Source organism: Dietzia sp. UCD-THP, assembly GCF_000349585.1.
GTDB lineage: Bacteria > Actinomycetota > Actinomycetes > Mycobacteriales > Mycobacteriaceae > Dietzia > Dietzia natronolimnaea_A.
This window is the reverse complement of sequence record NZ_AOSR01000032.1, coordinates 39,699-62,294: the sequence shown is the minus strand read 5'-3', so window position 1 is coordinate 62,294 and position 22,596 is coordinate 39,699. Positions and strand designations below refer to the sequence as shown.

Here is a 22,596-nt window from a genome sequence, read left to right as displayed (position 1 = left end):
ACCATGGTCTCCGCTGCCATCCCGAGTCGGGCCACCCGGATCCCTGGGCCGGCGACGACGAGGTTCAGACGGAGCGACGCACAGAGTGAGACACCGCTCGATTCGCGCGCGCGACGGGGTCGCGGGGATCTCCCCCGGCCCCGTCTCCTATTTCACCGCAGCCACCTTGGCCGCGACCCCCTCACCGACCCCCTCTAGAGAAACGAGAGCGAACGTGACATCGATCGCCGACCAGACGACGACCCAGCTCGGCGGCCGCCTGAGCGTCCTGAGCCGACAGAAGCTCGATCACGTCAAGCTGGACCGTCTCCTGCGCCAGCTCGACCACGCCGACGCCCGTGAAGAACGACAAGTGCTTCTCCGTGTGTACCGCCTGGTGTTCCCCCACGCGTTCGCCGAGGAGGCCGTGCTGTGGCCCGTGCTTCGACGGGTCCTCCCAGACGGGCACCAACTGACCCTCGAGGTGGAACACGAGCACCAGGAGGTCAACGAGCTGGTCGTCCGACTCGAGAACCTGCCCGCAGATGATCCTGCGAGGCCCGGCGTCCTGGCGCGGTTCGTCGAGGTGCTGCGCGACGACGTCCGCGACGAGGAGGACCAATTGCTGCCCCGGCTCCAGGAGCGCCTGGGCCACGGGCGACTCACCGCACTCGGCCTGGCCTGGGAAGTGGTCCGCCGTACCGCCCCCACACGAGCTCACCCGGTGGTCGCGCGCCGCCCGCCGGGCAACGTCGCCGCAGCACTGCCGCTGACCGTCATCGATCGCGTGCGCGATGCCCTCGACACCGCGGCGCTGCGCCGACCGGCGCTCTCCGCATCGCCGCTTCACCGGGCCAGCGCCCGCCTCGGCGCACTCGCCCACGCCATCGAGCACCTACCGCTCCTGCGCCGCGGTGAGGATCCCACCACCCGCACAGAGAACCGATGACCCGGCCACCTTCTCCCGGCGCGTCGGACAACCCGCCACCCGACACGGTCGACGTCCTCGTCGTGGGCGGAGGACCGGCGGGGCTGTCCGCTGCGACATGGCTCGGCCGGTATCGCCGTTCCACCCTGCTCGTTGACGACGGAGGCCAACGCAATCTGCCCGCCGAGAAGATCCACGGCATCCTCGGCACAGGCCCGACCTCACCGGACGAGTACTACGCCGACGTCCACGAAGGCCTGCGCCGCTATCCGACCGTGCGGAGATTCGACGGTGTCGTCTCGGAACTGGCCAGAGAATCCGACGACCGTTTCGTCGCCCGCATCGCGCGAGCCACGGAATCGGGCGACGGGGACGGGGCCCCGATCTCTGTCACCGCCACTCGGGTCATCCTCGCCACCGGAGTCCGAGACCGGCGCCCCGAGCTCGACGGGATCGACCAGCACTACGGTGTCGACGTCCACCACTGCCCCGCCTGCGACGGTCTCACCGCCGCGGATCAGCGGGTCATCGTGCTCGGCGGCGGCGCGCACTTACCCGCGTACGCCTCGGAACTGCTGGACTGGGCGTCTGAGGTCGTGATTATCACCGAAAGCGACTCCGACCCGGCCTTCGACGACGATCAGCGCGCCGCCTGCGCCGTACACGACATCCAGGTGGTCGACGGCGTCGCCCGGGAACTGGTGGGTGAACCCGGTGCACTGCAGGGCGTGCGCCTGGCCGACGGCACGATGATCACCGGATCGAAGGTGTTCTTCTCCTACGCGCACCATCCGACGAACGAACTCGCGAAGAACCTGGGCTGCCAGATCGACGACGAGGGCGGACTCTCGGTCAACGCGATGCAGTTGACCAGCGTGGCCGGTGTGTACGCCGCCGGTGACATCGTGACCGGACTGCAGCTCGTCCCCATCGCGGTGGGCACCGGGGCCGCGGCGGGCGTGGCCTGTGCGACGTCGCTGCGCGGGCACTCCACCGCGGCGGATGTTCCAGACCCCGCGCCACCGACGCGGACCTTCACGCGGCCAGACAGCTAGCTCTATTGCGAGGGGGAGGCGGCGAGAGCATCCTCCACCCAGAAGTGAAAGGAATCCGGGCAGAAGAAACGCCTGTGGCCATGGTCTTGACGCGCGAGTCGACCTATAGCGGGAGCAGGGCGCTCGCTAGACCTAGCGCCGCGCATGCGCCGAGGATGCGTAGGACCGGCCAGCGCAGGACGAAGGTCAGCAGCAGCGCTATCAGGGTGATACCCATCGCCACCGGGTTGACAGACGCGAAGTCGGGAACGGTGAGCCGGACCGGCCCCCAGGTCCAGACACCGGTGGTGGTGAACAGGGTGTTGAGCGCAAAGTACAGGGCGAGGTTGGCGATCACCCCTACAACGGCGGCGGTGATTCCTGCCAGCGCTGCGGAGATCGCGGTGTTGTGGCGCAACCGCTCGACGTACGGGGCGCCCAGTAGGATGAACAGGAAGCAGGGCACGAAGGTCACCCAGGTGACCAGCAGCGCTCCGAGCACCGCGGCAACCCAGGGGTCCAGACCGCCGGGGTTGCGGTAGGCGGCGAGGAACCCCACGAATTGCACCACCATGATCAGCGGTCCCGGTGTCGTCTCGGCCAGAGCCAGACCCCGCACCATCTCCCCCGGCGCCAGCCACCCGTAGGTCTCGACCGCCTGCTGGGCGATGAACGCCAACACCGCGTAGGCGCCACCGAAGGTGACCACCGCGGTCAACGAGAAGAACAGCCCCTGGGTCGTGAAGATGCTCTGCGCTCCGAACACCGCGACGATTACGAGGATCGGAGCCCCCCACAATCCCAGTCCGATCGTCAGTATCCGCACGAATCGGCCCCGGGTGGGCCGGTCGTAGTGCAGCGCGTCATCGGAGATGACCGGGGCCGGGCCGGACCGATCGTCCGCACTCTGGGGCGGTTCGGCAAAGCCCGGCACCCGGCGGGAGAGGATCCAACCCGCGAGCGCGGCCAGGGCGATTACGACGGGGAACGGCACCGCGAACACGGCCAACGCCACGAAGGCGCCCACGGCGAGGACGATGAGCGACCGGTGGGTCAGCGACCTGCCAGCAACCCGAAGAACGGCCTGGGCGACGATGGCCAGCACCGCCGGAGCAAGCCCGGCGAACACCGCGGACACCGCGGTGGTGTCACCGTAGGCGACATAGATCGCCGACAACGCGCCCAGGGTGACGACCCCGGGGAGAACGAACAGTGTGCCGGCGGCGATCCCGCCTCGAGTGCCGTTGAGCAGCCATCCCAGATAGATCGACAGCTGCTGGGCTTCAGGTCCGGGCAGCAGCATGCAGTAGTTCAGGGCGTGATTGAACCGCCGCTGCCCGATCCACCGCCGGTCTTCGACCAGGACCCGTTGCATGACAGCGATCTGTCCGGCCGGGCCACCGAAAGTTTGCAGGGAGATCAGGAACCAGACCCAGACAGCCTCCCGGAAGGGCACCAGGTCTCGGGCAGGCGAAGACCCGGGCGAGCGACCATCGGGATCTGCTGGCACGTGCTCCCGGGGCGCCTCGCTCATGCGGGATCACGCCCGATCAGGAACTGACGCCGGTAGTACTCGTAGAGTCCGTCGAAGACCGGTCCGGACACCGCCATCGTGTCCTCGTCGTTACCGATCATCGACAGCCCGCGCAGGACCACATCCATTCCGGGCGCTTCCGGGGCGTCATACCGTTCGTCTTCCAGGTCGGCTTCGTGGACGATCTCAGCGATCCGCCACAGGGCCGGGTCGGTGAGCTCGTAACTGCGCAGGATGGTCTCGAAGCTGCAGTCACCGTCGTGGTGTCCCAGTTCGACGCCACGCATGTCGAAGGCGATCGCCTGGTCGGGCACTTCCGAGGGGTCGGTGACGAACACGAACTCGGCTTCGGGGTCGATGTGCCGACGAATCAGCCAGGCGCATGCGGCCCGGTCGATGTGAATACCGGCTCGGGTGGACCACTTCATGTTCGCTCCTGGTCGATGTGATCTGGGTGTAGCGCCTCCACCGCGTCCCGGGCCAGTCGGCGCTCGGGCGGGGGAAAGTAATCGCGACGGGTGATGCGGCGCAGGTGGGAGCGCAAGCGATTCAACGCACGAAGGCGCTCCGGCTCGGCTGCGCCCAGAGCGGCGATCGCCTCAGACCGGACGGCGAGATACTCCGCCGCTCGATCCTGAACCATGGCCTCCACCAATCGTCGCTCCTGCGCAAGGGAGGCGGGCCTGGCCATCCAGACGGTCGCCGACCCTGCGGCCTCGATGACCTCCTCGGCGATCCAGTCCAGGTGTTCCCGGGTGCGCGCATCAGCGGGCAGAGCGACCAACCCGTCACCGACCTGCGCCACCCCGAGCCTCTTGAGCTTGCGCCACACGGCGATACGCGGGGTGGAGGGCTCGCGAGGTATCCGATAGCTCAACAACACCCACTCCCCCGGTCCGGAATCCACCACGCCACCCCCCACCCAGGCACACTGGCCCCGCAGACACATCATAATGCAACCACGGTTACATCGGGAACTCGTGACGAATCGCAGATAGTCAGACCTCCGGTCTTCTCAGGGCGCATTGGTCCCTCGAGCACTCTGCGCTCCGTTGTCCAGGGGGCGCACGCGAGATCCACTACGGGAAGTACTCGATGTGGGGACGCGAGTCAAATCTTTCGATCGGGCAGATCGGGTCCCTTCTGGGTTCCGCTGATCGTCGCTAGCGTTCGGCCCACTCGACTACCCACTCATTCAGGAGTTACGTCATGACCCGGTTCGCCGAACCCGTCCGCCGCCTCGCCGTTCTCGCTGTTGCCCCGATGCTGATGATGGCGGCGGCCTGTGGCGGCGATGCGGAGGGCGACGCTTCCGGGGGCCAGACCTTCGTCTTGAAGGTCACCGACGGCGCCAACGCGGGCCCCTTGGCTGTGGGCAAGCGAGACGGCAGTTTCGACGAGGCGCTCGCGCCGCTCGGGGCGCGTGTGGAGTGGGTCGAGGCGGCTCCCAGTGTGAGCGCCAACCTGAAGCTCTTCAGCACCGGTGAGCTCGACGTCTCCGAGGGCGCATTCAGCCCTGTCGTCGGCGCCCTGTCCAAAGACGTCGACCTCCGGATCGTGGCGGCCGCCGAGCAGGGGGGTCAGGATCAGAGCGGCATCATCGCCCGGCCGGATTCCGGCATCGACTCGGTCGAGGATCTGGAGGGCAAGCGAGTGGCCGTGAATCCTGCCGCCAAGGGCGAGTACCTCACGCTGCTCGCGCTGGAGCAGGCCGGCGTCTCGGTCGACTCTGTCGATCGGGTGCCGCTGCAGATCAAGGACGGTGCCTCGGCGTTCTCGACCGGTCAGGTCGACGCCTGGGCCTCGTTCAACGCCCCCTACCAGGAGGCCAAGGCGAACGGCGCCGTAGAACTGGTTAGCGAAGGCGACCTCGGTTCGCAGGATCGCAAGGTCCTCCTCGTTCGGGGGTCGGTGGCCGAGGAGCGCCCCGATGTGGTGGCCGCGTTCCTCGAGACTCTGCAGGACCTGGTGATCCGGCAGGTTTCTGAGCCGGAGGACTTCCAGAACGTCTTCACCACCACCGGCCCGACCGCGCTGACCGGCACCCGACTGGAGGATGCGATCGCTGTTGGCCGCCAGGCACTGCCCCCGGTCCCGCCGGGTGAGGACGATGCCGCCGCGCTCGAGGAGGTTTCCCGCGTGTTCACCGAGTACGGCGTCACACCCGATCAGCTCTCCGCGCAGGACGTCTTCCTCGACCTGCGTCCGCTCATCTCCCCCGAGCAGGCCGCCCGGATAGATCGTGGTGAGGGACAGTGACCAGCACTGCAACCTCGAGCGGCCCGGCCGGCGCCGCGTCGACGGAAGACGCGGACACAGGCCGGGCTCGGTCCGTGGTCCCCGTCGAGACCCCCAAAGTGCGGACGAGCTCGCCCCGCCCGTGGTGGCTCTCGCTCACCCTTCGGGTCTCCGTACCGGCCGCGATCGTCGCTGCGTGGTGGATCGGTTCGGCCGCCGGGTTCATCCCACCAGAGATCCTCGCCGGTCCGCCCTCGGTGTGGACCGCCGGCGTGGAGCTCACCCAGTCCGGTGAACTCGCCGCCTTCGCCGCCGCGTCCTTCCAGCGCGCCGCGATCGGCGTCACCCTGGGTGTCCTGATCGGGCTGGTGTGCGGCGCTCTGGCAGGACTGTACGCCCTGGGCGAGGAACTCATCGACGCCACTATGCAGATTAATCGGGCGATCCCGTTCTTGGCCCTGGTGCCGCTGTTCATCGCGTGGTTCGGGATCGACGAGGGGTTCAAGATCGTCCTCATCGCCGTGGCGACCGTGAGCCCGATGTACGCCTACACCTATCTAGGCGTACGCAACGTCGACCGCAAGATGGTCGAGGCCGCCCGCAGCTACGGGCTCACCGGACCGGCGCTGATCTTCGGCGCCATACTCCCCTCGGCGCTGCCGAGCATCCTCATGGCTTTGCGGATCTGCCTCTCCATCAGCATCACGGGCCTCATCGCCGCCGAGCAGATCGGCACCCGGGAGGGCATCGGCTACCTCGCCACCATGGCGCAGGAGTACAACCGCACCGACTACATGGTCCTGTGTGTGGCCCTGTACGCGCTGCTGGGGCTGGCCTTCGATGCAGTCGTCCGCGTCATCGAGAAGACCGCCATGCCGTGGCGGGGACAGGTGGCAAACCGATGAGCCTCATCCCGGTCGACGTCAACGCGGGCAGCGTCAGTTCTGGCGGAGGAACCGAACTGCCGCCGCTGCGCGACCGCACCCCCACCGCGGACAGCGCGCGGGAACGGCGCCAAGGGCGCCCCGTCGCCGTGTCCCTGCGGGGCCTGAGTAAGAGCTTCGGCCCCAAGGTCGTATTGCAGGACATCGACCTGGACATCCACAGCGGGGAGTTCGTGGTGCTGCTGGGTCCCAGCGGCACCGGAAAGACGACTTTGCTCCGTCTACTCGACGGGCTCGAGAGCCCGGACTCCGGCGAGATCCGCGTCCCCCGCGCCCGAACCACCGTCTATCAGGAACCGCGGCTCATCCCATCCAAGAGGGTGCTCGGGAACGTCACCCTCGGTCAGCGTCGCTCGGCCGCCCACCGCGAGGCCGCAATACGGGCTCTCGGGGAGGTGGGCCTGGCCGACCGAGCCGGCCAGTGGCCCGCCACGCTCTCCGGCGGCGAGGCGCAGCGCGTCGCACTGGCCCGGGCCCTGGTCAGGGAGCCGGACCTACTCCTGCTCGACGAGCCCTTCGCCGCGCTGGACGCGCTTACACGGCTCCAGATGCAGGACCTCGTGGGCGACCTCGTGGCCACCCACAGCCCCGCCGTGCTCATGGTGACCCATGACGTCGACGAAGCCGTTCGGTTGGCCGACCGGGTGCTCGTCCTCGACGACGGACGGATCGCACTCGACGTCGACATCGACCTGGCCCGCCCCCGCGACCGGAGCGACCCCGGCGCACTCACCTACCGCACCCAGTTCCTCGCCCGTCTCGGCGTGGGGCGTCTTTCCACCGACAGGAACCACCAATGACCATCGACACCCTCTGGTACACCCGCTGCCCGGTGCCCACGGCTAGCGGCATCGCCCACGGACTCGGCACGCTCGCCCACGCCGCCGCGGGCGCGGGCCTGGACTTCCGGATCCTCCAGGACGCGGACGCCGCGACCGCCCTGCATCACTTCGACCACCAGTTGCCCGGGTTGATCCGCGAGGGCGGCAACGTTCCCGCCCTGGCCGCCCGCGCGGCCGGCGCCCCCACCCGTCTCATAGGACTGACCTGGGTCGACGAGGCCCAACAGATCCTCGTGGCCCCCACCTCCGACATCACTTCCGCTGCTGACCTGGCCGGTCGCCGCATCGCCATCCCCGCGTGGGCCGCTGACGGAGCCCGGAGCTTCCCGCGGGCCATGGCCCTGCACGGCTTCTCCTCGACGCTTGCCCTGGCCGGGCTCACGCTGGCCGACGTCGTGGTCGTCGAGGTGGACGTGGAGCGCACTCCCGAGGTCCGCGACAGCGCCGATCTCGACAGATCGGACCCGGGTCGATCCATCACCACCGCCGGGGTCGCCGAACTGCGGGCGGGGGAGGTGGACGCCATCTACGCTAAGGGGGCCCGTGGCCGCGACGCGGCCCGCGAGCACGGGCTGCGGGTCGCCGTGGACCTCGACAGCGCCACCACCCCGCATGGCCGAGTCAACAACGGCACTCCTCGCCCGATCACCGTCCACCAGCAACTCCTGGACGATCATCCCGAGGTCGTGGAGGATTTCCTTGTCCGCAGCCTCGACGCCGCGGCCTGGGCGGCCACCGACCTTGAGGGCGTCCGCGGCCTGCTCGCCCGCGAGACTTTCGCCGAGGGCCCCGGGGTGGCCGACGCCTACGGCGAGACTCTCCACGTCGGTCTGGCTCCCACCCTGGACGCCGAACGGCTCGACCTGCTCGCAGTGCAGGAGCAGTTCCTCTACACCCACGGCTTCCTCGCCGGGCGTGTCGACGTCGCGGCCTGGGCCGACCCGGCACCGCTCGAACGTGCCACCGCCACCGCCCGCCGGACCGCCCTCCCCGCGGGAGTGGTCGTATGAGCGAGTTCGTCTGGCAGTTGCCCTCCCGCGGGGACGGTCGCAGCGCTCGGGCCGCCGAACGTACCCGCGGCGGCTTTGGCGAGCCCGCCCCCACCATCGCCACCGACATCCGGCGAACCAGTCCGTTCGACAATCTCGACCAGGTCATCGACGCCGCCGAACTCACCGGATGGGACGGGGTCCTCGCACCGTTCGACCCCCTCGGTGAGGAGTCCTGGGTGGTCACCGCCTCCGCGCTGCGCGCCACCCGCTACCTCCGTGGCGTGGTGGAGTTCACCCCGACCTTCGGCACCCCGGTCTACGCAGCAAAGATGTCCGCCACCCTCCAGACCATCTCCTCCGGGCGGCTCGACTGGCGAATCCACGTGGACGTCGACCCTGACCAGGCCCGGGCACTCGGCGACGACGTCACCGGAGAGGAGCGCTACCGACGGGCGGATGAGTTCCTCACCGTCGCCCGCAGCGTATGGAACGCGGCCCCTGTGCCCGGCGCCGGGTTCCGCGGCACCGGCGCCGCCCACTCCGGCGAGTACTTCCATGTCCTCGATGGCGGTTTCCGCGGCATCCTCTCGGGCCGCCCATTCCCCCGGATCCTGCTCTCCGGGTCCTCGGAAGCGGCATTGGAGCTGTCCTCGGCGCACGCAGACATCCACCTGCTCACCCTTGACGATGACCCGGCACTCGGTGCCGAAGTACAGCGCCGAGCGGCCGACCACGGCCGGACCGTGCGGCTGGGTCTGGAGCTGCCGGTGGTCGCACGGGAGACCGACGACGAAGCCTGGTTCCGGATCGACCGGCTACTCCACCAGGTCCACCCGGACGCCCCCGCCGCGGGTCCGGACCCGGACGCACGCCCGGACGAGTGGGCTGGCTTCGACGCCTTCGGCTACCCGACCGCCCGCGGCCTCGTCGGTTCGTACGACCGGGTAGCCCGACGATTCGCCGAGTGGTCGCACACCGGGATCGACTACTTCGTGGTGAGCGGGCATCCCCACATTGACGAGCTCCATCGGGGCGGGGAGCACTGGCTGCACCTCGCCGACCCGGCCGGACGCACGCTCACCGCCGAGGAGGCCAGCGCATGACGCTCGATTTCTACTGGCGCATCGGGATGGAGGGAGACCACGCGTCGCTCCGTACCCCTCGGCGCTACAACCGCGGTAACGCCGGCGGGTACGCGGCCGGCAACATCGCGCCCGCCATCCGACAGGGCCGGGTGGACTCCTACAGCTACATCGATCACGTGGCCGCGGTGGCCCGGGCCAGCGAATCGGCCGGGTTCCTCGGCGGCCTGCTCCCGTCATTCCCCGTCACAGACGACCCCTGGGCCACGGCAGCTGCCCTTGCCCGCGAGACCAGCACGTATCGGTTCATGGTCGCCTTCCAACCGGGCTTCCTGCACCCGGTCCAGGCCGCGCGGATGACGGCGAGTATGCAGCGCGCCACCGGTGGCAGGTTGCTCTACAACGTCATCAGCGGAGGCGGTGGTCCCGCCCAACTGTGGTGGGGCGACAAAGTCGACCACGACGACCGCTACGCTCGAACGAGCGAGTTCCTCGACGTTCTCAAAGGGGTGTGGAACGGCGAGCCCTTCGACTACGACGGCCGCTTCTACCGCACTCGTGGCGCCGCGCTCCCGCCCGGCCTCGCCGGCCAGGCGTTCCCGGAATTGTTCTTCTCCGGGTCCTCCGGCGCGGCCGTGGACGCGGCGGGCCGGCACAGCGACTACTACCTCTCGTGGCTGGAGCCGTTCGCCGACCTCACCGCCAAATTCGACGGCGTCAGGGCCCACTCGGAGAGGATCGGGCGACGGCCCCGGTTCGCGGTACGGATCGACATCGTCGCCCGCCACACCGAGGAGGCCGCCTGGGCGGAGATCGAGAAGGGCTGGGCCTTCGTCGACCGCGAGGCCGCGCGCTCGGCTGCCCAGGGTGACTCGGTGGGCGCCGCCCGCATCGCAGGCTGGGTTCCGGAGACCATCAACGGTTACCGGGACCTCGAGGTTCAACCAAACGTGTGGGCCGGCTTCAACCTCATCCGCGGCGGGCCGGCGTTCGGGCTGGTCGGCAGCTACGAGCAGGTCGCCGAACGGCTGGACGAGCTCGTCGCCCTGGGCGTCGATGCCTTCATCCTCGCCGGCAACCCCCACCTCGAGGAGGCCTACCGCGTGGGTGAGGAGGTCCTGCCCCTTCTCGGTCGGCACCGCCTCACCCCACCCGACTCACCCCATGCACATGCCGGACTCCCCGGCCGGCTCAACAAAGCCGGGCGAGAGTCCGGTACCGAACACGTCCATACCGAGCACCACCTCACGACCACCGGAAGGATCCCGTCATGACCACCGTCGAACCCCATCTCTCCACCGAAGTCCTCGAGTTCGCCGCCACCGCGGCCCGCGATGCGGAGACCGCCTACCGCGTGTTCCACGAGACCGGCACCGTGCGCGGTAGCGGCACAGTGAACTTTGTCGAGCGCGTGCCCGGCCAGGACCTCGCCGTCCAGCTCAACCCCCCGGGCCCCTGGTCCACCGAGACAGCCATCGAACCGGTCATCGCGACCTTCGACGGGCAGATCCTCTCCGGTCGCGGCCACGCCGCATTCGTCCCGACCTTCGGCCGAGTCTTCCGCGAGCGCCCCGAGATCACTTCCGCGGTGCACGTGCACTCCCCATGGCTCGGCGGCTGGGCACAGACCCACCAGCCCCTACCCATCCGCTACGCGGCCTCGCAGAGACTTACCCTCTCCCGGCAGATCTACCCCCACCTGGACCGCTCGGTGAATGCGGGCGACTTCATCCTCGAGAAGCTCCAGATCGACCCGGATCTGGTGGCGATCTTCGAGGCCAACGGCGGCTCCCACGTTATCGGCCGCTCCGGACTGATCGCCCTCGCGAAGTTCGTCGTACTGCTGGAGGAGGGCGCCAACTACCAGGCGATTGGCGACACCCTCGGCGGCTCCCAGGAGTTCGACGAGACGAACCTCGTGGAACAGTGGTCCCGGACCGGATTGCTGGAGGAGGCCCGCAACCGAGGCCTGGTCTCGCGGTAAGTCAGCCCTGGGGGCGAGAAGCTCGCCCGAGCTCCACCGGGAAGTCCCCGGAAACAGCGGAAAGTCCCCTATCCCCTACGAGCCTCCCCGGCCGGGCGCTGGCGGTTCTCACCGCCTGCGCCCGGCTGGCGCGAGGGCCTCGGAGCGCGCGCAGATCAGGGGCAAACCAAGCTGTAACGGCATGCACTCTCCAACCCGGGGGTGCTCGAGATGAACCCTGTAGCTGACTTTCACTGGGCAGTTTCGGACGTGCGCGAAGCGCGGTGCTTCGTTTCAGTCACCGTGGTCGCATGTGTTTCAGACCGGGCCTCTGCTCAACTAAGCGCATCAATCTAGGTGCCCCTCAACCTGGGGAATCTTCGTGAATGGAAGGACGAGTGCTGAGATGGCTGAGACCCATGATGATGATTTGCTCCCGTCGGGCAGCGGAAGCCCGAAGCCGAATTTCTGAGGCGCCAGCCGAGCGAGTACTCCAGTTCAGCCGTGAGAAACTCACCCTGATCGACGTCCGCGGAGAAGATGAATACGCCCAAGGACATATTGCCGGGGCAGTGAACCTACCGCTGGACCAGCTCGCGGAGCGCATCAAGGGCGAACTACCAGACAAGGGGGCCCTGGTGGTCTGCTACTGCAATGGCGGCAATCGAGGCGCTCTCGCAGCTGACGCGCTCCAGCAGATTGGGTTCTCCAACGTCATCAATCTCGCAGGGGGGCTTAGGTCAGTGCCAGAGTCGCTGAGGCCGGATGGCAGCTAACAGCAGGCGCAGAAGAGGGTTTCCCCTTGCCGGACACCTGCGCCCCATTGACAAGGCCACATGAAGAGTGCAGGTGAGATGCGCGCGCTCCCCCTGTACCTTTGACCGCAAGCCTCGAAACGGCGGTAGACCGAGCAGGTTGGCGAGAATCGGCGCTTCAACCGGGCAGGAGCACCCCTCAGGAGTACATGCGCGGGTGCAGCCGGCCGATGTACGGCAGGTCGCGGTAGCGCTCGGCGAAGTCCAGGCCGTAGCCCACCACGAACTCGTTGGGGATGTCGAACCCGATCTCCAGAATGTCGAGGTCGGCCTTGACCGCGTCGGGCTTGCGCAGCAGCGTGACGATCTCCAGCGACCGCGGGTTTCGGGTCCGGAGGTTGCGCATCAGCCACGACAGGGTCAGACCCGAGTCGATGATGTCCTCGACGATGATCACGTCGCGGTCCGCGATGTCGCGGTCGAGGTCCTTGAGGATCCGCACCACACCCGAGGAGCTGGTGGAGGAGCCGTAGGAGCTGACCGCCATGAACTCCAGCTCGGAGGGGATGGTCAGCGCGCGGGCGAAGTCGGAGACGAAGATCGCCGCGCCCTTGAGCACGGCGACCAGCACGACCTCCTGCTCGGAATCCCGGTAACGCTCCCCGATCTTCGCGCCCATCTCGGCGATCCGGTCGCGGATCGCATCGGTGTCGATGAGCACCGACTCGATCTCGTCGGCGTACTTGTCCGTGCTCATCTACGTCCCCGCTCCGCTCGCCCGGTCGATGTCCAGGACCAGCTTTCCATGCCGCCGCCGAGCGACCAACCTGCCCCGGCCCGCCATCACACCCGAGACACCCGGGCCCGCGCCCGCACTCGTGTCACGGCCCGCGCCTGTTCCCGGGCCCGTGCCCCCCACAGCGACTCCCCCCTGTCCGTGCCAGTCGGTGACGAGGGCGGCCACCGCCGACAGGTGCGCGTACGTGGGCGACGGGCAGCCGTGGGCCAGCAGCCATCGCCGCAGGACCCGGGTGAGTACGGCGGTCGGCAACGGCTCGAGGACGGAGATGTCCAGTCCGCCGTCTCCGGAGACGGGCACGGCGGCGGCGAGACGGTCCAGCTCGTCGTCGTCGGTCCGGAGCAGCTCCGCGGTCCGCGCCAACCCCTCCGCCACCCCGCCCCCGAACACGTCCTCGAGGAGGGGCAGCACCTCGCGGCGCACGCGCACCCGGGTGAACGCCGGGTCGGTGTTGTGCGGGTCGTCCCACCAGTCCAGGCCCAACCCATGGCAGGCGGCGCGGGTGTCGGTCGCGCGCACACCGAGCAGCGGGCGGCCCCACGGCGCGTCCCAGGTGGCCATCGCGCGCAGGGACCGGGCGCCGGAACCCCGGCCGAGACCCAGCAGGACCGTCTCGGCCTGGTCGTCGAGAGTGTGGGCGAGCAGCACCGGGCGCCCCTCCCGCGCGGCGTCGAGCGCGGCGTACCGCGCGGTGCGCGCGGCGGCCTCGGGGCCGGAGCCGTCCGGGTCGACGACGACGACGAGCTCCCGCGACCGCGCCCCCAGTCGGCCCGCCGCCCGGCACGCCTCCCGCGCGACCTCGTCGGAGCCGGCTTGCAGGCCGTGGTCCACCACCAGCGCGGTCACCTCGGCGAACTCGGTCACCGCGGCGGCCGTGAGCGCGAGCGAGTCCGCTCCCCCGGACAGCGCCACGCACACCTCGTCGCCCACCTCCGGGTGGGCGCGTCGGAACGCCCGCACGGCCGAGCGAACGGTCCACGCCGCGCCGGTCCACTCCCCGTCAGTGGGCCTGGCCTGGGCAGGCCGGGGTCGGGCGCGCTGGGCGTCGTCGGGCTGGGCTGCGGCGGGCTGCGTGTGGGCGGGCTGGGCGTCGGCCCGGTCCGGTCCGTCAGCGGCAGCCACAGCTGCGCAACTCCGCGGCGATCCGGTCGAGGACCGGGCGGGCTAAGGCGGCGTCGGTGCCGGAGGCGAGGAGCGCGAAGCTCATCGTCCGGCCGTCGGCGCTGGTGACTGTGCCGGCGAGCGCGCTGGTCTCCCTCAGGGTCCCGGTTTTGGCCCGCACCCACCCCGCACCCGCCGCCGACGGGCCGTCGAAGCGGTCGACGAGGGTTCCCGACCCGGCTGCGATGGGCAGGGCGTCGAGCAGATCCCGCATTTCCCGGGTGGCGTCGGGGGCGGCGGCGGTGCGCAGGACGTCGGTGAGGGCGGCCGCCGAGATCCGGTTGCCGGCGCTCATGCCCGAACAGTCGTCGAGGCGGACCCCGGACATGTCGAGCCCCCGCTCGGCGAGGGTGTCCACCACGGCCGCGGTCCCGGCCGAGAATCCGGCCGCCTGGTCCGGATTCCGGGAGAGCGCGACCTCGCGGCAGATCGTCTCCGCCAGCACGTTGTCCGAGTGGACGAGCATCGAGCGCACCCGCTCGGTGAGCGGAGCGGACGACACGCGCCCGAACTCCTCCGTCGTCTCCACCGGCTCCTCCGAGACGCTGACCTCGGCGAGATCGACGCCCAGCTCACGGGCCAGGGACCGGCCGGCCTCCAGCGTGGGCTCGGAGGTGCGGGGCGAGTACTCGTCCGCCGGATCCAGGCGACCCGCGTCGAGCATCCACGCCTGGACCGGGGCGATGTTGCCCCCCGCGATGTCGACCGGGGACCAGCCGGGCCCGAGGCGCGGGCCGGTGTACGGGCCCGGGGCCACCACGATGCGCGCGGGGGTCTGACCGGCGGTGCGGACGACTCCCGCGGCCTGCGCGATGGTGGCGGCACCGGGGAACAGCGGGCCGGGTTCGGCGGATCCGGACATGGTGGGGTCGCCGCCCGGGATCACGACGAGGGTGTCCGGCCGGGTGCCGCGCGCCAGAACGGTGTCGACACGGGCGTCGGCGGGCAGACGAGTGAGCGCGGCGACGGCCGTGAGCAGCTTGACCGTCGAGGCCGGGACGCGGGCGTCGCGGGGGCGTCGCTCCCACAGGACCTGCCCGGTGGCATCGTCCACCACGCTCGCGGTCAGGTCCCCGACCGCCGGCTCCGAGGCAAGCGGCCCCAGGATCTGCTCGAGGGCTCCCGGGTCGGGGGTCGGCGAGTCATCCCCGGCCGCCAGCAGACCCGGGGACGGCGGGGGCCCGGCGGAGGCGGACCCGCCGCGGCCGACGCCCAGCTCCCGCTCGACGTCAGTGAGGAGCGCCGCCGCCACGAGGCCCGCCACCAGCAGCGCGACGGTGACCAGGACTACTCCGATCCGCCACACCGGGCCCCGCCCACGCCACACGCCCCGCTCGGTCACCGACCCCCGCCCTCCCGCACTCTCGAGCCCTCGCCCCCGACCGGGCAGCGGCCATCAATCACCCACGCTAGCGGGCGACCTGACGGCGACCGCCCCCGGTGCCGAACCTGCCTACTAGAATCGTTGCGAATTCCCGGGCGCGCGTCCGGGGTCCCGAGAACGCCGATCAGCGAGGTACGCCAGTGTCCGTCGAAGTGACCATCGAGATCCCCAAGGGCTCGCGCAACAAGTACGAGATCCATCACGAGACCGGGAAGATCTACCTCGACCGGTTCCTGTTCACCTCGATGGGCTACCCGGCCGACTACGGGTTCATCGACAACACGCTCGCCGACGACGGCGACCCGTGCGATGCGCTGGTCCTGCTGGACGAGTCGGTGCACCCCGGCGTTATCGTCAACGCCCGCGTCGTGGGTGTCTACACCATGTCCGACGAGGCCGGCGGCGATGACAAGCTGCTGTGCGTCCCGGCCACGGACCCGCGGTGGGAGCACATCCAGGACATCGAGGACGTCCCGGACTTCGAACTCAAGGCGATCGAGCACTTCTTCCTCCACTACAAGGACCTCGAGCCCGGCAAGCACGTGACGCCCGGTGAGTGGAAGGGTAAGGACCTCGGCGAGAAGCTCATCGCCGAGGGCATCGAGAACTTCGCCAAGCACCCCGAGGAGAAGGCCGAGCCCAACCGCGGCTGACTCCGCGCGGCCGGGGGGCCGGGACCGGGACCGGGCCGACTTCGTCCCGCGGCCACGCGACAGTCATTCCGAGGCCCACGCGAAGAGCGTTCCGCACACATCGCCCGAGAGGCGGTGTGCGGAACGCTCTTTTCGATGTGCCGGGCCGGGGGCCCGCGCCGGGCCGGGCGGGGCGCGCCTGGGTGGGCGCGGCGCGGCGGGGCGGGCCTGGGCGGGGCCTGTCGGCGCAGGAACTCAGCGGCCGGTGAACTTCGCCTCGCGCTTCTCGAGCGTGGCCGAGATGGCCTCCATCATGTCGGCGGAGGCGAGGAACCCGGCGTTCCACGTGGCCACGTAGCGGTTGTTCTCGTGGATCTGCCCCTCGATGCCGCGGTTGAGCACCTCGCGGGTCCCGCGGACCACGAGCGGGGGGTTGCCGGCGATCTCGGCGGCGGTGGCGTGGGCCGAGTCCAGCACACCGGCGGCGTCCTCGGCCACATGGGTGACCAGCCCGTAGCGCAGGGCGGTCTGGGCGTCGATGTCCCGCCCGGTCAGGGCGAGTTCTCGGGTCAGCCCGGAGCCGATGATGTGGGGAAGCCGCGCGAGCGAGCCCATGTCGGCCACGATCCCCACCTTGACCTCGCGGATCGAGTAGGTCGAGTCGGCGGCGCCGTGGCGGACGTCGCAAGCAGAGATCAGGTCCACCGCGCCGCCGATGCAGCGGCCCTGGACCGCCGCGACGGTGGGGGTTTTGGCCGATGCCACCGAGTCGATGGCGCGACGCATGTCCTCGACGTGGTCGAGGATCCGCTCACTGCGGGAGGCGTCCGGGGTCGTGTCCTGGGGAAGGAACTCCATGAACTGCGGCATCATCGCCATGAGGTCGAGCCCGTAGGAGAAGTTGCGGCCCTCACCGGCGATGACGGCTGCGCGGACCTCGGGATCGGCGTCGAGCTCCGCCATGACGCGGGGCATCTCCGCCCAGAAGTCCGGCCCCATGCCGTTGTGGGGGCCGGGGCCGATCAGCGTCACCTGCGCGACGTGCGGATGCCGGACCGCCTTCTCGATGCGGACGGAGGAGTACTGACCGGGCGCGGCCGAGGTGTCTGAAGTGCTCATGCGCTCAGCCTGCCATGACGACCTCAGGCGCGGGCGTCAGGCATCACGAACCACAGGATCACGTACAGGAGCACCTGCGGCCCGGGCAGCAGAAGCGAGGCCACGAACAGGACGCGGACCAATACCGGGTCGATCCCGAAATAATCGGCGAGCCCGCCGCACACGCCCCCGATCCAGCGGTCCTCGGAGCGGGTCAGTCGCTTGGGCTGGGAGTCTGAAGGGTAGGTCATGACGTGTCACCTCGTCGTCGTCAATGGTGGCCGGGGACCTCTCCCCGATGACCTCCAGTCTCCTCCCCCACGGCGCACGACACATCCGGGTTCGACCCCGATCCCCACCCTGATCCGCGACTCGGGGTGGGGACGCGGGCGGGGCCTCGGGGTGGGCTCGCCCGACGTTGCGGCGGCTCAGGTGTGGAACTCGCCGCAGTCCACGGTCAGGGTCTGGCCGGTGACCGCCGAGGCGGCGTCCGACAGGAGGAACAGCACCGGGTCGACGATCTCACGCTCGCTGGGCAGTCGACGCAGGTCAATCTTCTCGGCGGTGTGGGCGTAGACGTCCTCCACGGTCCCGCCGTACTTGCCCGCCAGGTGCTCGAAGCACCCCTTGAGCGTCTCGCCGTAGATGTAGCCGGGCGCCACGGTGTTGACACGGATGCCGCGCGGCCCGAGTTCGGTGGCCAGGGAATGGCCCAGCGCGACGAGGGCGGTCTTGGCGATCTTGTAACCGGCGTAGCGCTCGCGGGAGTGGTGGATGACGGCCGAGGCCATCATCACCACGGAGCTGCTCGCGGGCGCGGAACTGCTCGCCGGCGCTGCGGTCGCGTCGGCCTCGCCCGCCCCCGCGCCGGCCTCGAGGAGCGGGGTGAACTCCTGGGTCGTACGGAGCGCGCCGAGGACCGACAGGTCGATGCCCCGCGAGATCTGGTCGTGGTCGGTCTGCGCCAGCGGCTTCATGCTGGGCACCGCGAACGCGCTGTAGACCAGGCCGTGGACGGCGTCGGTGTGTTGCGCGACGGTCTCCCGCAACGCCCGCACGGAGTCGGGTTCGGTGGCGTCCACCGCGGCGGCGATCGCGGTGCCGCCGGCGGCGCGGACCTCGTCGACGATCCCGTCGAGACGGGAGGCGGTCCGGGCGGCCACGACGACGGTCGCACCCTGGTCTGCGGCGCGAAGGGCGAGGGTCCGGCCGAAACCGGGCCCCGCTCCCACGATCACGATGGTCTTGTTCTCAAGAGATCCTGGCATGAGCTAATAGAACCAGTTCTACCGGCGCTGGGGGAGAGAGTTCACCCGACCGGGATACCATCCGCACGTGCACACCATCCCTGAGCAGTATCTTCGCAGCTCACAGGCCCCGAGCCCCCGGACACTGCTGGACGTTCTCGACGCCGCGACGCAGCGCCACCCGGACGCGCCGTGCCTCGACGACGGGTCGCGTGTCCTGAGCTACCGCGAGGTGTGGAAGGAGATCCACACCTCGGCGCGCTGGATGCAGGAGCAGGGCGTGGGGGCGGGCGACCGGGTGGGCATCCACATGCCCTCGGGCGGCGTCGATTTGTATCTGGCCATCCTGTCGACGCTCGCCGCCGGAGCGGCGTATGTCCCCGTGGACGTGGACGATCCGGCCGACCGGGCCGACTTGGTCTTCGGCCAGGCGCAGGTCGCGGCCGTGTACACCGCGGAGGGGATGCGGGTCACCGACCCGCACCGCCCGGCCGACCCGTCGAGGAACCGGGGCCCCGGCGTCGACGACGACTGCTGGATCATCTTCACCTCCGGCACCACCGGCCTACCCAAAGGCGTGGCCGTGACCCACCGCAGCGCGGCCGCGTTCGTGGACGCCGAGTCGCGGGTCTTCCTCACCGGGGCCCCGCTCGGCCCGGGCGATCGGGTGCTGGCGGGTCTGTCCGTGGCGTTCGACGCCTCGTGCGAGGAGATGTGGCTGGCCTGGGCGCACGGGGCGTGCCTGGTGCCCGCGCCCCGGTCGATCGTCAAATCCGGGCTCGACCTGGGCCCGTGGCTGCGTGACCGCGGGATCACGGTGATCTCCACTGTCCCGACCCTGGCCTCCATATGGCCGGAGGAGATGCTCGCCGACATCCGGCTGGTGATCCTCGGCGGCGAGGCCTGCCCGCCCGAGCTCGCAGCGCGACTCGCCGGTGAGGGCCGGGAGGTCTGGAACACCTACGGGCCCACCGAGGCCACCGTGGTGGCGTGCGCGGCGCAGCTGGACGGCAGAGGGGAGGTCTCGATCGGCCTTCCGCTGGACGGGTGGGATCTGTCCGTGGTCGACCCGGCGGGCCTGCCGGTCGGGTACGGCGAGTCCGGCGAGCTGGTGATCGGCGGGGTGGGACTGGCCCGATACCTCGACCCGGACAAGGACGCCGAGAAGTACGCGCCCATGGACTCCCTCGGCTGGGAGCGCGCCTACCGGTCCGGCGACGTCGTGCGCCTCGAGGCAGACGGACTGTATTTCGCCGGGCGCGTCGACGACCAGGTCAAGATCGGTGGACGCAGGCTCGAGCTGGGCGAGGTCGACACCGCGGTCTCCGCCCTACCCGGCGTGAGCGCCGGGGCCGCCGCGGTCAAGAAGTCCGACGCGGGCCAGCCCGTCCTCGTGGCCTACCTCGTGGCGGACGATCCCGCGGGCTTCGATCTCGCCGACGCCGCCGGGATCCTGCGCGACCGTCTGCCGGCGGGGGTGGTGCCCCGGCTGACGCTGGTCGACGAGTTGCCCACCCGGACGTCGGGGAAGGTCGACCGCGCGGCCCTGCCGTGGCCCCTGGCCCAGACCTCGGCCGCGGAGACCGAGCTCGAGGGCACCGACGCGTGGGTGGCCGAACTGTGGTCCTCGGCCCTCGGCGCCGACGTCTCCGGGGTCGACGAGGACTTCTTCGCCCTCGGCGGGGGCTCCCTCGCCGCGGCGCACGTGGTGGTGGCGGTCCGCGAGCGCTTCCCCTCCGTGACCGTGGGGGACATCTACGACCGCCCGCGGCTCGGTGACTTCGCGGGCTACCTCGACGAACTCGAGCCGGTGGCCGCCGTGGAGCCACGGCACGTGCGGCCCGTCGGCCGCGGAACGCAGCTGGTCCAGGTCCTGGCCACCCTCCCGCTGCTGACGGTCACCGGACTGCAGTGGCTCACCTGGTTGGGGATCGCCAACAACGTCGCCGCCTCGGTGGGCGTCCCCTGGGCGCGTCCGGTCTCGTGGTGGGTGCTCGGGATCCTCGCGGTGTTGCTGCTGTTGCCCGCGGGCCGCACGGTGGTCACGGGCCTGCTGTGCCGCGCCCTCACGGCCGGGATCACTCCCGGTACCTATCCGCGGGGCGGCTCGGTCCACCTGCGCCTCTGGGCGGCCGAGCGGCTGGTCGAGGTCTCCGGGGTCGCCAACCTCGAGGGCGCCGGATGGCTCACACCGTTCGCGCGGCTGCTCGGCGCGACGATCGGCCACGGGGTGGACATGCACACCCTGCCGCCCGTCACCGGACTGCTGACCGTGGGCGACGGGGCCTCCATCGAGCCGGAGGTCGACCTGGCCGGGTACTGGGTCGACGGCGACGTGGTGCACATCGGGACCGTGGAGATCGGCGAGAACGCGGTGGTGGGAGCCCGGTCCACGCTGCTGCCGGGCGCCGTGGTGGGCCGGGGCGCGCACGTGGAGATCGGATCCGCCGTGGTGGGCACCGTTAAGGCCGGGAAGCGCTACGCCGGGTCGCCGGCCCGCAAACGGGGGAAGCGGGGCTCGAGCTGGCCCGCCGAGCCCGCGCCCCACAACCGCATCTGGAGCCTCGTCTACCAGCTCTCCGCGGTGGCGCTCGGAGCGATGCCGTTGATCGCTCTCGCCGCCGGGCTCGCGGTGGTGGCCGCGGGGGCGCGGGATGCCACGACCCCCGGCCAGCTGTTTCTGCGCGCGGCCCTGTGGTCCGTGCCCGGGACACTGGTCGCGATCGTGCTGTTCGCCGCGCTCACCCTGGTGTCGGTGCGGGTGCTGTCGGTCGGGCTGCGGGAGGGCTTCCATCCGGTGCACTCCCGCATCGCCTGGCAGGCCTGGTGCAGCGAACGCATCATGGACGCCGCCCGCAACTGGCTGTACCCGCTCTACGCCTCGATGCTCACGCCGATGTGGCTGAGGGCGCTGGGCGCGACGATCGGCAAGGACGTGGAGGCCTCGACCGTCCTGCTCATCCCCTCGCTCACCACCGTCCGCGACGGGGCGTTCCTCGCCGACGACACGATGGTCGCGCCGTACGAGCTGGGGTCGGGGTGGATGCGGTTGGAGCAGGCGCAGGTCGGCAAGCGTGCGTTCCTGGGCAACTCGGGCATCGCGTCCGCAGGTCGTAAGGTCCCCGCGCGCGGGCTGGTCGCCGTGCTGTCGTCCGCGCCACAGAAGGCCAAGAAGGGCACGTCGTGGCTCGGGTCGCCGCCGCAGAAGCTGCCCAGGGCGGTGGCCGACGGGGAGAGCGACGCGCGCACCTACCAACCGCCGCGGCGCCTGAAGGTCGCCCGTGCCGCGTGGGAGACCCTGCGCCTGGTCCCGGTGTGGCTCTCGTTCCTCCTGTTGGTGAGCACTCTGCTGGTGATGCAGCAGATCCTTCGGGAATGGGGTTTCGGCCTCGCGGCGCTGACCTCCGGCGTCACCCTGGCGTATGCCGGATTGGTGGCGCTGCTGCTCGCGGTCCTGGCCAAGTGGATCCTCGTGGGCCGGATCCGCGCGGGCGACCAGCCACTGTGGTCCTCCTTCGTGTGGCGCAACGAGGTGGCCGACTCCTTTGTCGAACTCCTCGCGGCGCCCTGGATGGCCCGGCCCGCCACCGGGACCCCGATCCTCACCGCGATGCTGCGGCTGCTCGGGTCGCACATCGGCCGGGGCGTGTGGTGCGAGTCCTACTGGCTGCCCGAGGCCGACCTGATCTCGGTCGGTGACGGCGCCACCGTCAACCGCGGCTGCGTGGTCCAGACCCATCTGTTCCACGACCGCATCATGCAGATCGACCGGGTGACGCTGGCCGACGGAGCGACCCTGGGCTGCCATTGCGTGACCCTCCCGGCGTCCTCGATCGGCGACGGCTCCACCGTGGGCCCGGCCTCACTGGTCATGCGCGGCGACCGCATCCCCCCGGGCACCCGCTGGCAGGGCAACCCGATCGCCCCCTGGAGGGGCTGAGCGGGGCTGAGCGGGGCTGAGCGGGGCTGAGCGGGGCGCGGGTA

General features: G+C 70.4%; 21 protein-coding genes. 12 read left to right on the top strand and 9 right to left on the bottom strand.

Going from position 1 to position 22,596, the window contains the following annotated elements; translation table 11 throughout:
- Positions 1-214 precede the first annotated feature (214 nt).
- Entirely contained in the window at positions 215-928 is a 714-nt protein-coding gene (locus H483_RS24630) for a hemerythrin domain-containing protein (protein ID WP_017835941.1), read from the top strand.
- Positions 925-1,962 (top strand): NAD(P)/FAD-dependent oxidoreductase, encoded by a 1,038-nt coding sequence (locus H483_RS24625; RefSeq protein WP_017835940.1) that lies wholly within the window; start codon positions 925-927, stop codon positions 1,960-1,962. Before H483_RS24630 ends, H483_RS24625 begins: the two co-directional genes overlap by 4 nt.
- 103 nt (positions 1,963-2,065) lie before the next feature.
- Here H483_RS24625 and chrA read toward each other — a convergent pair whose 3' ends face one another.
- The 3 genes from chrA to H483_RS24610 form a co-directional block, all read right to left on the bottom strand.
- Positions 2,066-3,397: a chromate efflux transporter gene (gene chrA / locus H483_RS24620; protein WP_017835939.1), complete on the bottom strand. Its 1,332-nt coding sequence runs from the start codon at positions 3,395-3,397 to the stop codon at positions 2,066-2,068.
- A gap of 74 nt (positions 3,398-3,471) precedes the next feature.
- Complete coding sequence (locus H483_RS24615; RefSeq protein ID WP_017835938.1) at positions 3,472-3,903, bottom strand: chromate resistance protein ChrB domain-containing protein; 432 nt, start codon at positions 3,901-3,903, stop codon at positions 3,472-3,474.
- Positions 3,900-4,382 carry a Chromate resistance protein ChrB gene (locus tag H483_RS24610; protein ID WP_238556230.1) on the bottom strand — a complete coding sequence of 161 codons (483 nt, stop codon included), beginning with the start codon at positions 4,380-4,382 and terminating at the stop codon, positions 3,900-3,902. The genes H483_RS24615 and H483_RS24610 overlap by 4 nt, the downstream gene beginning before the upstream one ends.
- 302 nt (positions 4,383-4,684) lie before the next feature.
- On the opposite strand from H483_RS24610, the gene H483_RS24605 reads away from it, so the two are divergent.
- The 8 genes from H483_RS24605 (at position 4,685) to H483_RS40505 (ending at position 12,312) form a co-directional block, all read left to right on the top strand.
- Positions 4,685-5,734: an NrtA/SsuA/CpmA family ABC transporter substrate-binding protein gene (locus tag H483_RS24605; protein WP_017835936.1), complete on the top strand. Its 1,050-nt coding sequence runs from the start codon at positions 4,685-4,687 to the stop codon at positions 5,732-5,734.
- A 74-nt stretch (positions 5,735-5,808) separates the two neighbouring features.
- The gene (locus tag H483_RS24600) at positions 5,809-6,618 is read left to right on the top strand and encodes an ABC transporter permease (RefSeq protein WP_017835935.1); all 810 of its coding nucleotides are present in this window, start codon (positions 5,809-5,811) and stop codon (positions 6,616-6,618) included.
- Positions 6,615-7,457, top strand: a complete 843-nt coding sequence (locus tag H483_RS24595) for an ABC transporter ATP-binding protein (protein ID WP_017835934.1) — start codon at positions 6,615-6,617, stop codon at positions 7,455-7,457. Before H483_RS24600 ends, H483_RS24595 begins: the two co-directional genes overlap by 4 nt.
- Entirely contained in the window at positions 7,454-8,509 is a 1,056-nt protein-coding gene (locus H483_RS24590) for a hypothetical protein (protein WP_017835933.1), read from the top strand. The genes H483_RS24595 and H483_RS24590 overlap by 4 nt, the downstream gene beginning before the upstream one ends.
- On the top strand, positions 8,506-9,594 hold the full coding sequence (locus H483_RS24585) for an LLM class flavin-dependent oxidoreductase (protein WP_017835932.1): 1,089 nt from the start codon (positions 8,506-8,508) through the stop codon (positions 9,592-9,594). Before H483_RS24590 ends, H483_RS24585 begins: the two co-directional genes overlap by 4 nt.
- Positions 9,591-10,847 carry an LLM class flavin-dependent oxidoreductase gene (locus tag H483_RS24580; RefSeq protein ID WP_017835931.1) on the top strand — a complete coding sequence of 419 codons (1,257 nt, stop codon included), beginning with the start codon at positions 9,591-9,593 and terminating at the stop codon, positions 10,845-10,847. The genes H483_RS24585 and H483_RS24580 overlap by 4 nt, the downstream gene beginning before the upstream one ends.
- Entirely contained in the window at positions 10,844-11,557 is a 714-nt protein-coding gene (locus H483_RS24575; RefSeq protein WP_017835930.1) for a class II aldolase/adducin family protein, read from the top strand. The genes H483_RS24580 and H483_RS24575 overlap by 4 nt, the downstream gene beginning before the upstream one ends.
- 365 nt (positions 11,558-11,922) lie before the next feature.
- Complete coding sequence (locus H483_RS40505; RefSeq protein WP_371204009.1) at positions 11,923-12,312, top strand: rhodanese-like domain-containing protein; 390 nt, start codon at positions 11,923-11,925, stop codon at positions 12,310-12,312.
- Between the two features lie 178 nt (positions 12,313-12,490).
- Here the strand turns inward: H483_RS40505 and hpt are convergent, their stop codons facing one another.
- The 3 genes from hpt to dacB all read right to left on the bottom strand — a co-directional run bounded on the left by hpt (position 12,491) and on the right by dacB (position 15,593).
- Positions 12,491-13,048 carry a hypoxanthine phosphoribosyltransferase gene (hpt, locus tag H483_RS24570; RefSeq protein WP_017835929.1) on the bottom strand — a complete coding sequence of 186 codons (558 nt, stop codon included), beginning with the start codon at positions 13,046-13,048 and terminating at the stop codon, positions 12,491-12,493.
- A complete protein-coding gene (gene tilS / locus H483_RS24565) occupies positions 13,049-14,050 on the bottom strand; it encodes a tRNA lysidine(34) synthetase TilS (protein ID WP_152427874.1) in 1,002 nt (333 codons plus the stop codon).
- A 148-nt stretch (positions 14,051-14,198) separates the two neighbouring features.
- Positions 14,199-15,593: a D-alanyl-D-alanine carboxypeptidase/D-alanyl-D-alanine-endopeptidase gene (gene dacB, locus H483_RS24560; RefSeq protein WP_042329027.1), complete on the bottom strand. Its 1,395-nt coding sequence runs from the start codon at positions 15,591-15,593 to the stop codon at positions 14,199-14,201.
- Between the two features lie 182 nt (positions 15,594-15,775).
- Here dacB and H483_RS24555 point away from each other — a divergent pair, with 182 nt between their 5' ends.
- Positions 15,776-16,288 carry an inorganic diphosphatase gene (locus H483_RS24555; RefSeq protein WP_017835926.1) on the top strand — a complete coding sequence of 171 codons (513 nt, stop codon included), beginning with the start codon at positions 15,776-15,778 and terminating at the stop codon, positions 16,286-16,288.
- A 234-nt stretch (positions 16,289-16,522) separates the two neighbouring features.
- On the opposite strand, the gene H483_RS24550 is transcribed toward H483_RS24555, so the two are convergent.
- The 3 genes from H483_RS24550 to H483_RS24540 form a co-directional block, all read right to left on the bottom strand.
- Entirely contained in the window at positions 16,523-17,386 is an 864-nt protein-coding gene (locus H483_RS24550; RefSeq protein ID WP_017835925.1) for a crotonase/enoyl-CoA hydratase family protein, read from the bottom strand.
- 23 nt (positions 17,387-17,409) lie between these two features.
- Positions 17,410-17,616, bottom strand: a complete 207-nt coding sequence (locus H483_RS24545; RefSeq protein WP_017835924.1) for a PspC domain-containing protein — start codon at positions 17,614-17,616, stop codon at positions 17,410-17,412.
- 177 nt (positions 17,617-17,793) lie between these two features.
- Positions 17,794-18,633 (bottom strand): SDR family oxidoreductase, encoded by an 840-nt coding sequence (locus H483_RS24540; RefSeq protein ID WP_017835923.1) that lies wholly within the window; start codon positions 18,631-18,633, stop codon positions 17,794-17,796.
- A 67-nt stretch (positions 18,634-18,700) separates the two neighbouring features.
- On the opposite strand from H483_RS24540, the gene H483_RS24535 reads away from it, so the two are divergent.
- Positions 18,701-22,552 (top strand): Pls/PosA family non-ribosomal peptide synthetase, encoded by a 3,852-nt coding sequence (locus H483_RS24535; RefSeq protein ID WP_017835922.1) that lies wholly within the window; start codon positions 18,701-18,703, stop codon positions 22,550-22,552.
- Positions 22,553-22,596: the final 44 nt, after the last annotated feature.

Coding starts and splice junctions, on each gene's coding strand:
- H483_RS24590 (WP_017835933.1), top strand. CDS start 7,454: ATGACCATCGACACCCTCTGGTACACCCGCTGCCCGGTGCCCACGGCT.
- H483_RS24540 (WP_017835923.1), bottom strand. CDS start 18,633: ATGCCAGGATCTCTTGAGAACAAGACCATCGTGATCGTGGGAGCGGGG.
- H483_RS24585 (WP_017835932.1), top strand. CDS start 8,506: ATGAGCGAGTTCGTCTGGCAGTTGCCCTCCCGCGGGGACGGTCGCAGC.
- H483_RS40505 (WP_371204009.1), top strand. CDS start 11,923: ATGGAAGGACGAGTGCTGAGATGGCTGAGACCCATGATGATGATTTGC.
- H483_RS24545 (WP_017835924.1), bottom strand. CDS start 17,616: ATGACCTACCCTTCAGACTCCCAGCCCAAGCGACTGACCCGCTCCGAG.
- H483_RS24595 (WP_017835934.1), top strand. CDS start 6,615: ATGAGCCTCATCCCGGTCGACGTCAACGCGGGCAGCGTCAGTTCTGGC.
- H483_RS24580 (WP_017835931.1), top strand. CDS start 9,591: ATGACGCTCGATTTCTACTGGCGCATCGGGATGGAGGGAGACCACGCG.
- H483_RS24550 (WP_017835925.1), bottom strand. CDS start 17,386: ATGAGCACTTCAGACACCTCGGCCGCGCCCGGTCAGTACTCCTCCGTC.
- H483_RS24625 (WP_017835940.1), top strand. CDS start 925: ATGACCCGGCCACCTTCTCCCGGCGCGTCGGACAACCCGCCACCCGAC.
- hpt (WP_017835929.1), bottom strand. CDS start 13,048: ATGAGCACGGACAAGTACGCCGACGAGATCGAGTCGGTGCTCATCGAC.
- H483_RS24605 (WP_017835936.1), top strand. CDS start 4,685: ATGACCCGGTTCGCCGAACCCGTCCGCCGCCTCGCCGTTCTCGCTGTT.
- H483_RS24615 (WP_017835938.1), bottom strand. CDS start 3,903: ATGAAGTGGTCCACCCGAGCCGGTATTCACATCGACCGGGCCGCATGC.
- H483_RS24575 (WP_017835930.1), top strand. CDS start 10,844: ATGACCACCGTCGAACCCCATCTCTCCACCGAAGTCCTCGAGTTCGCC.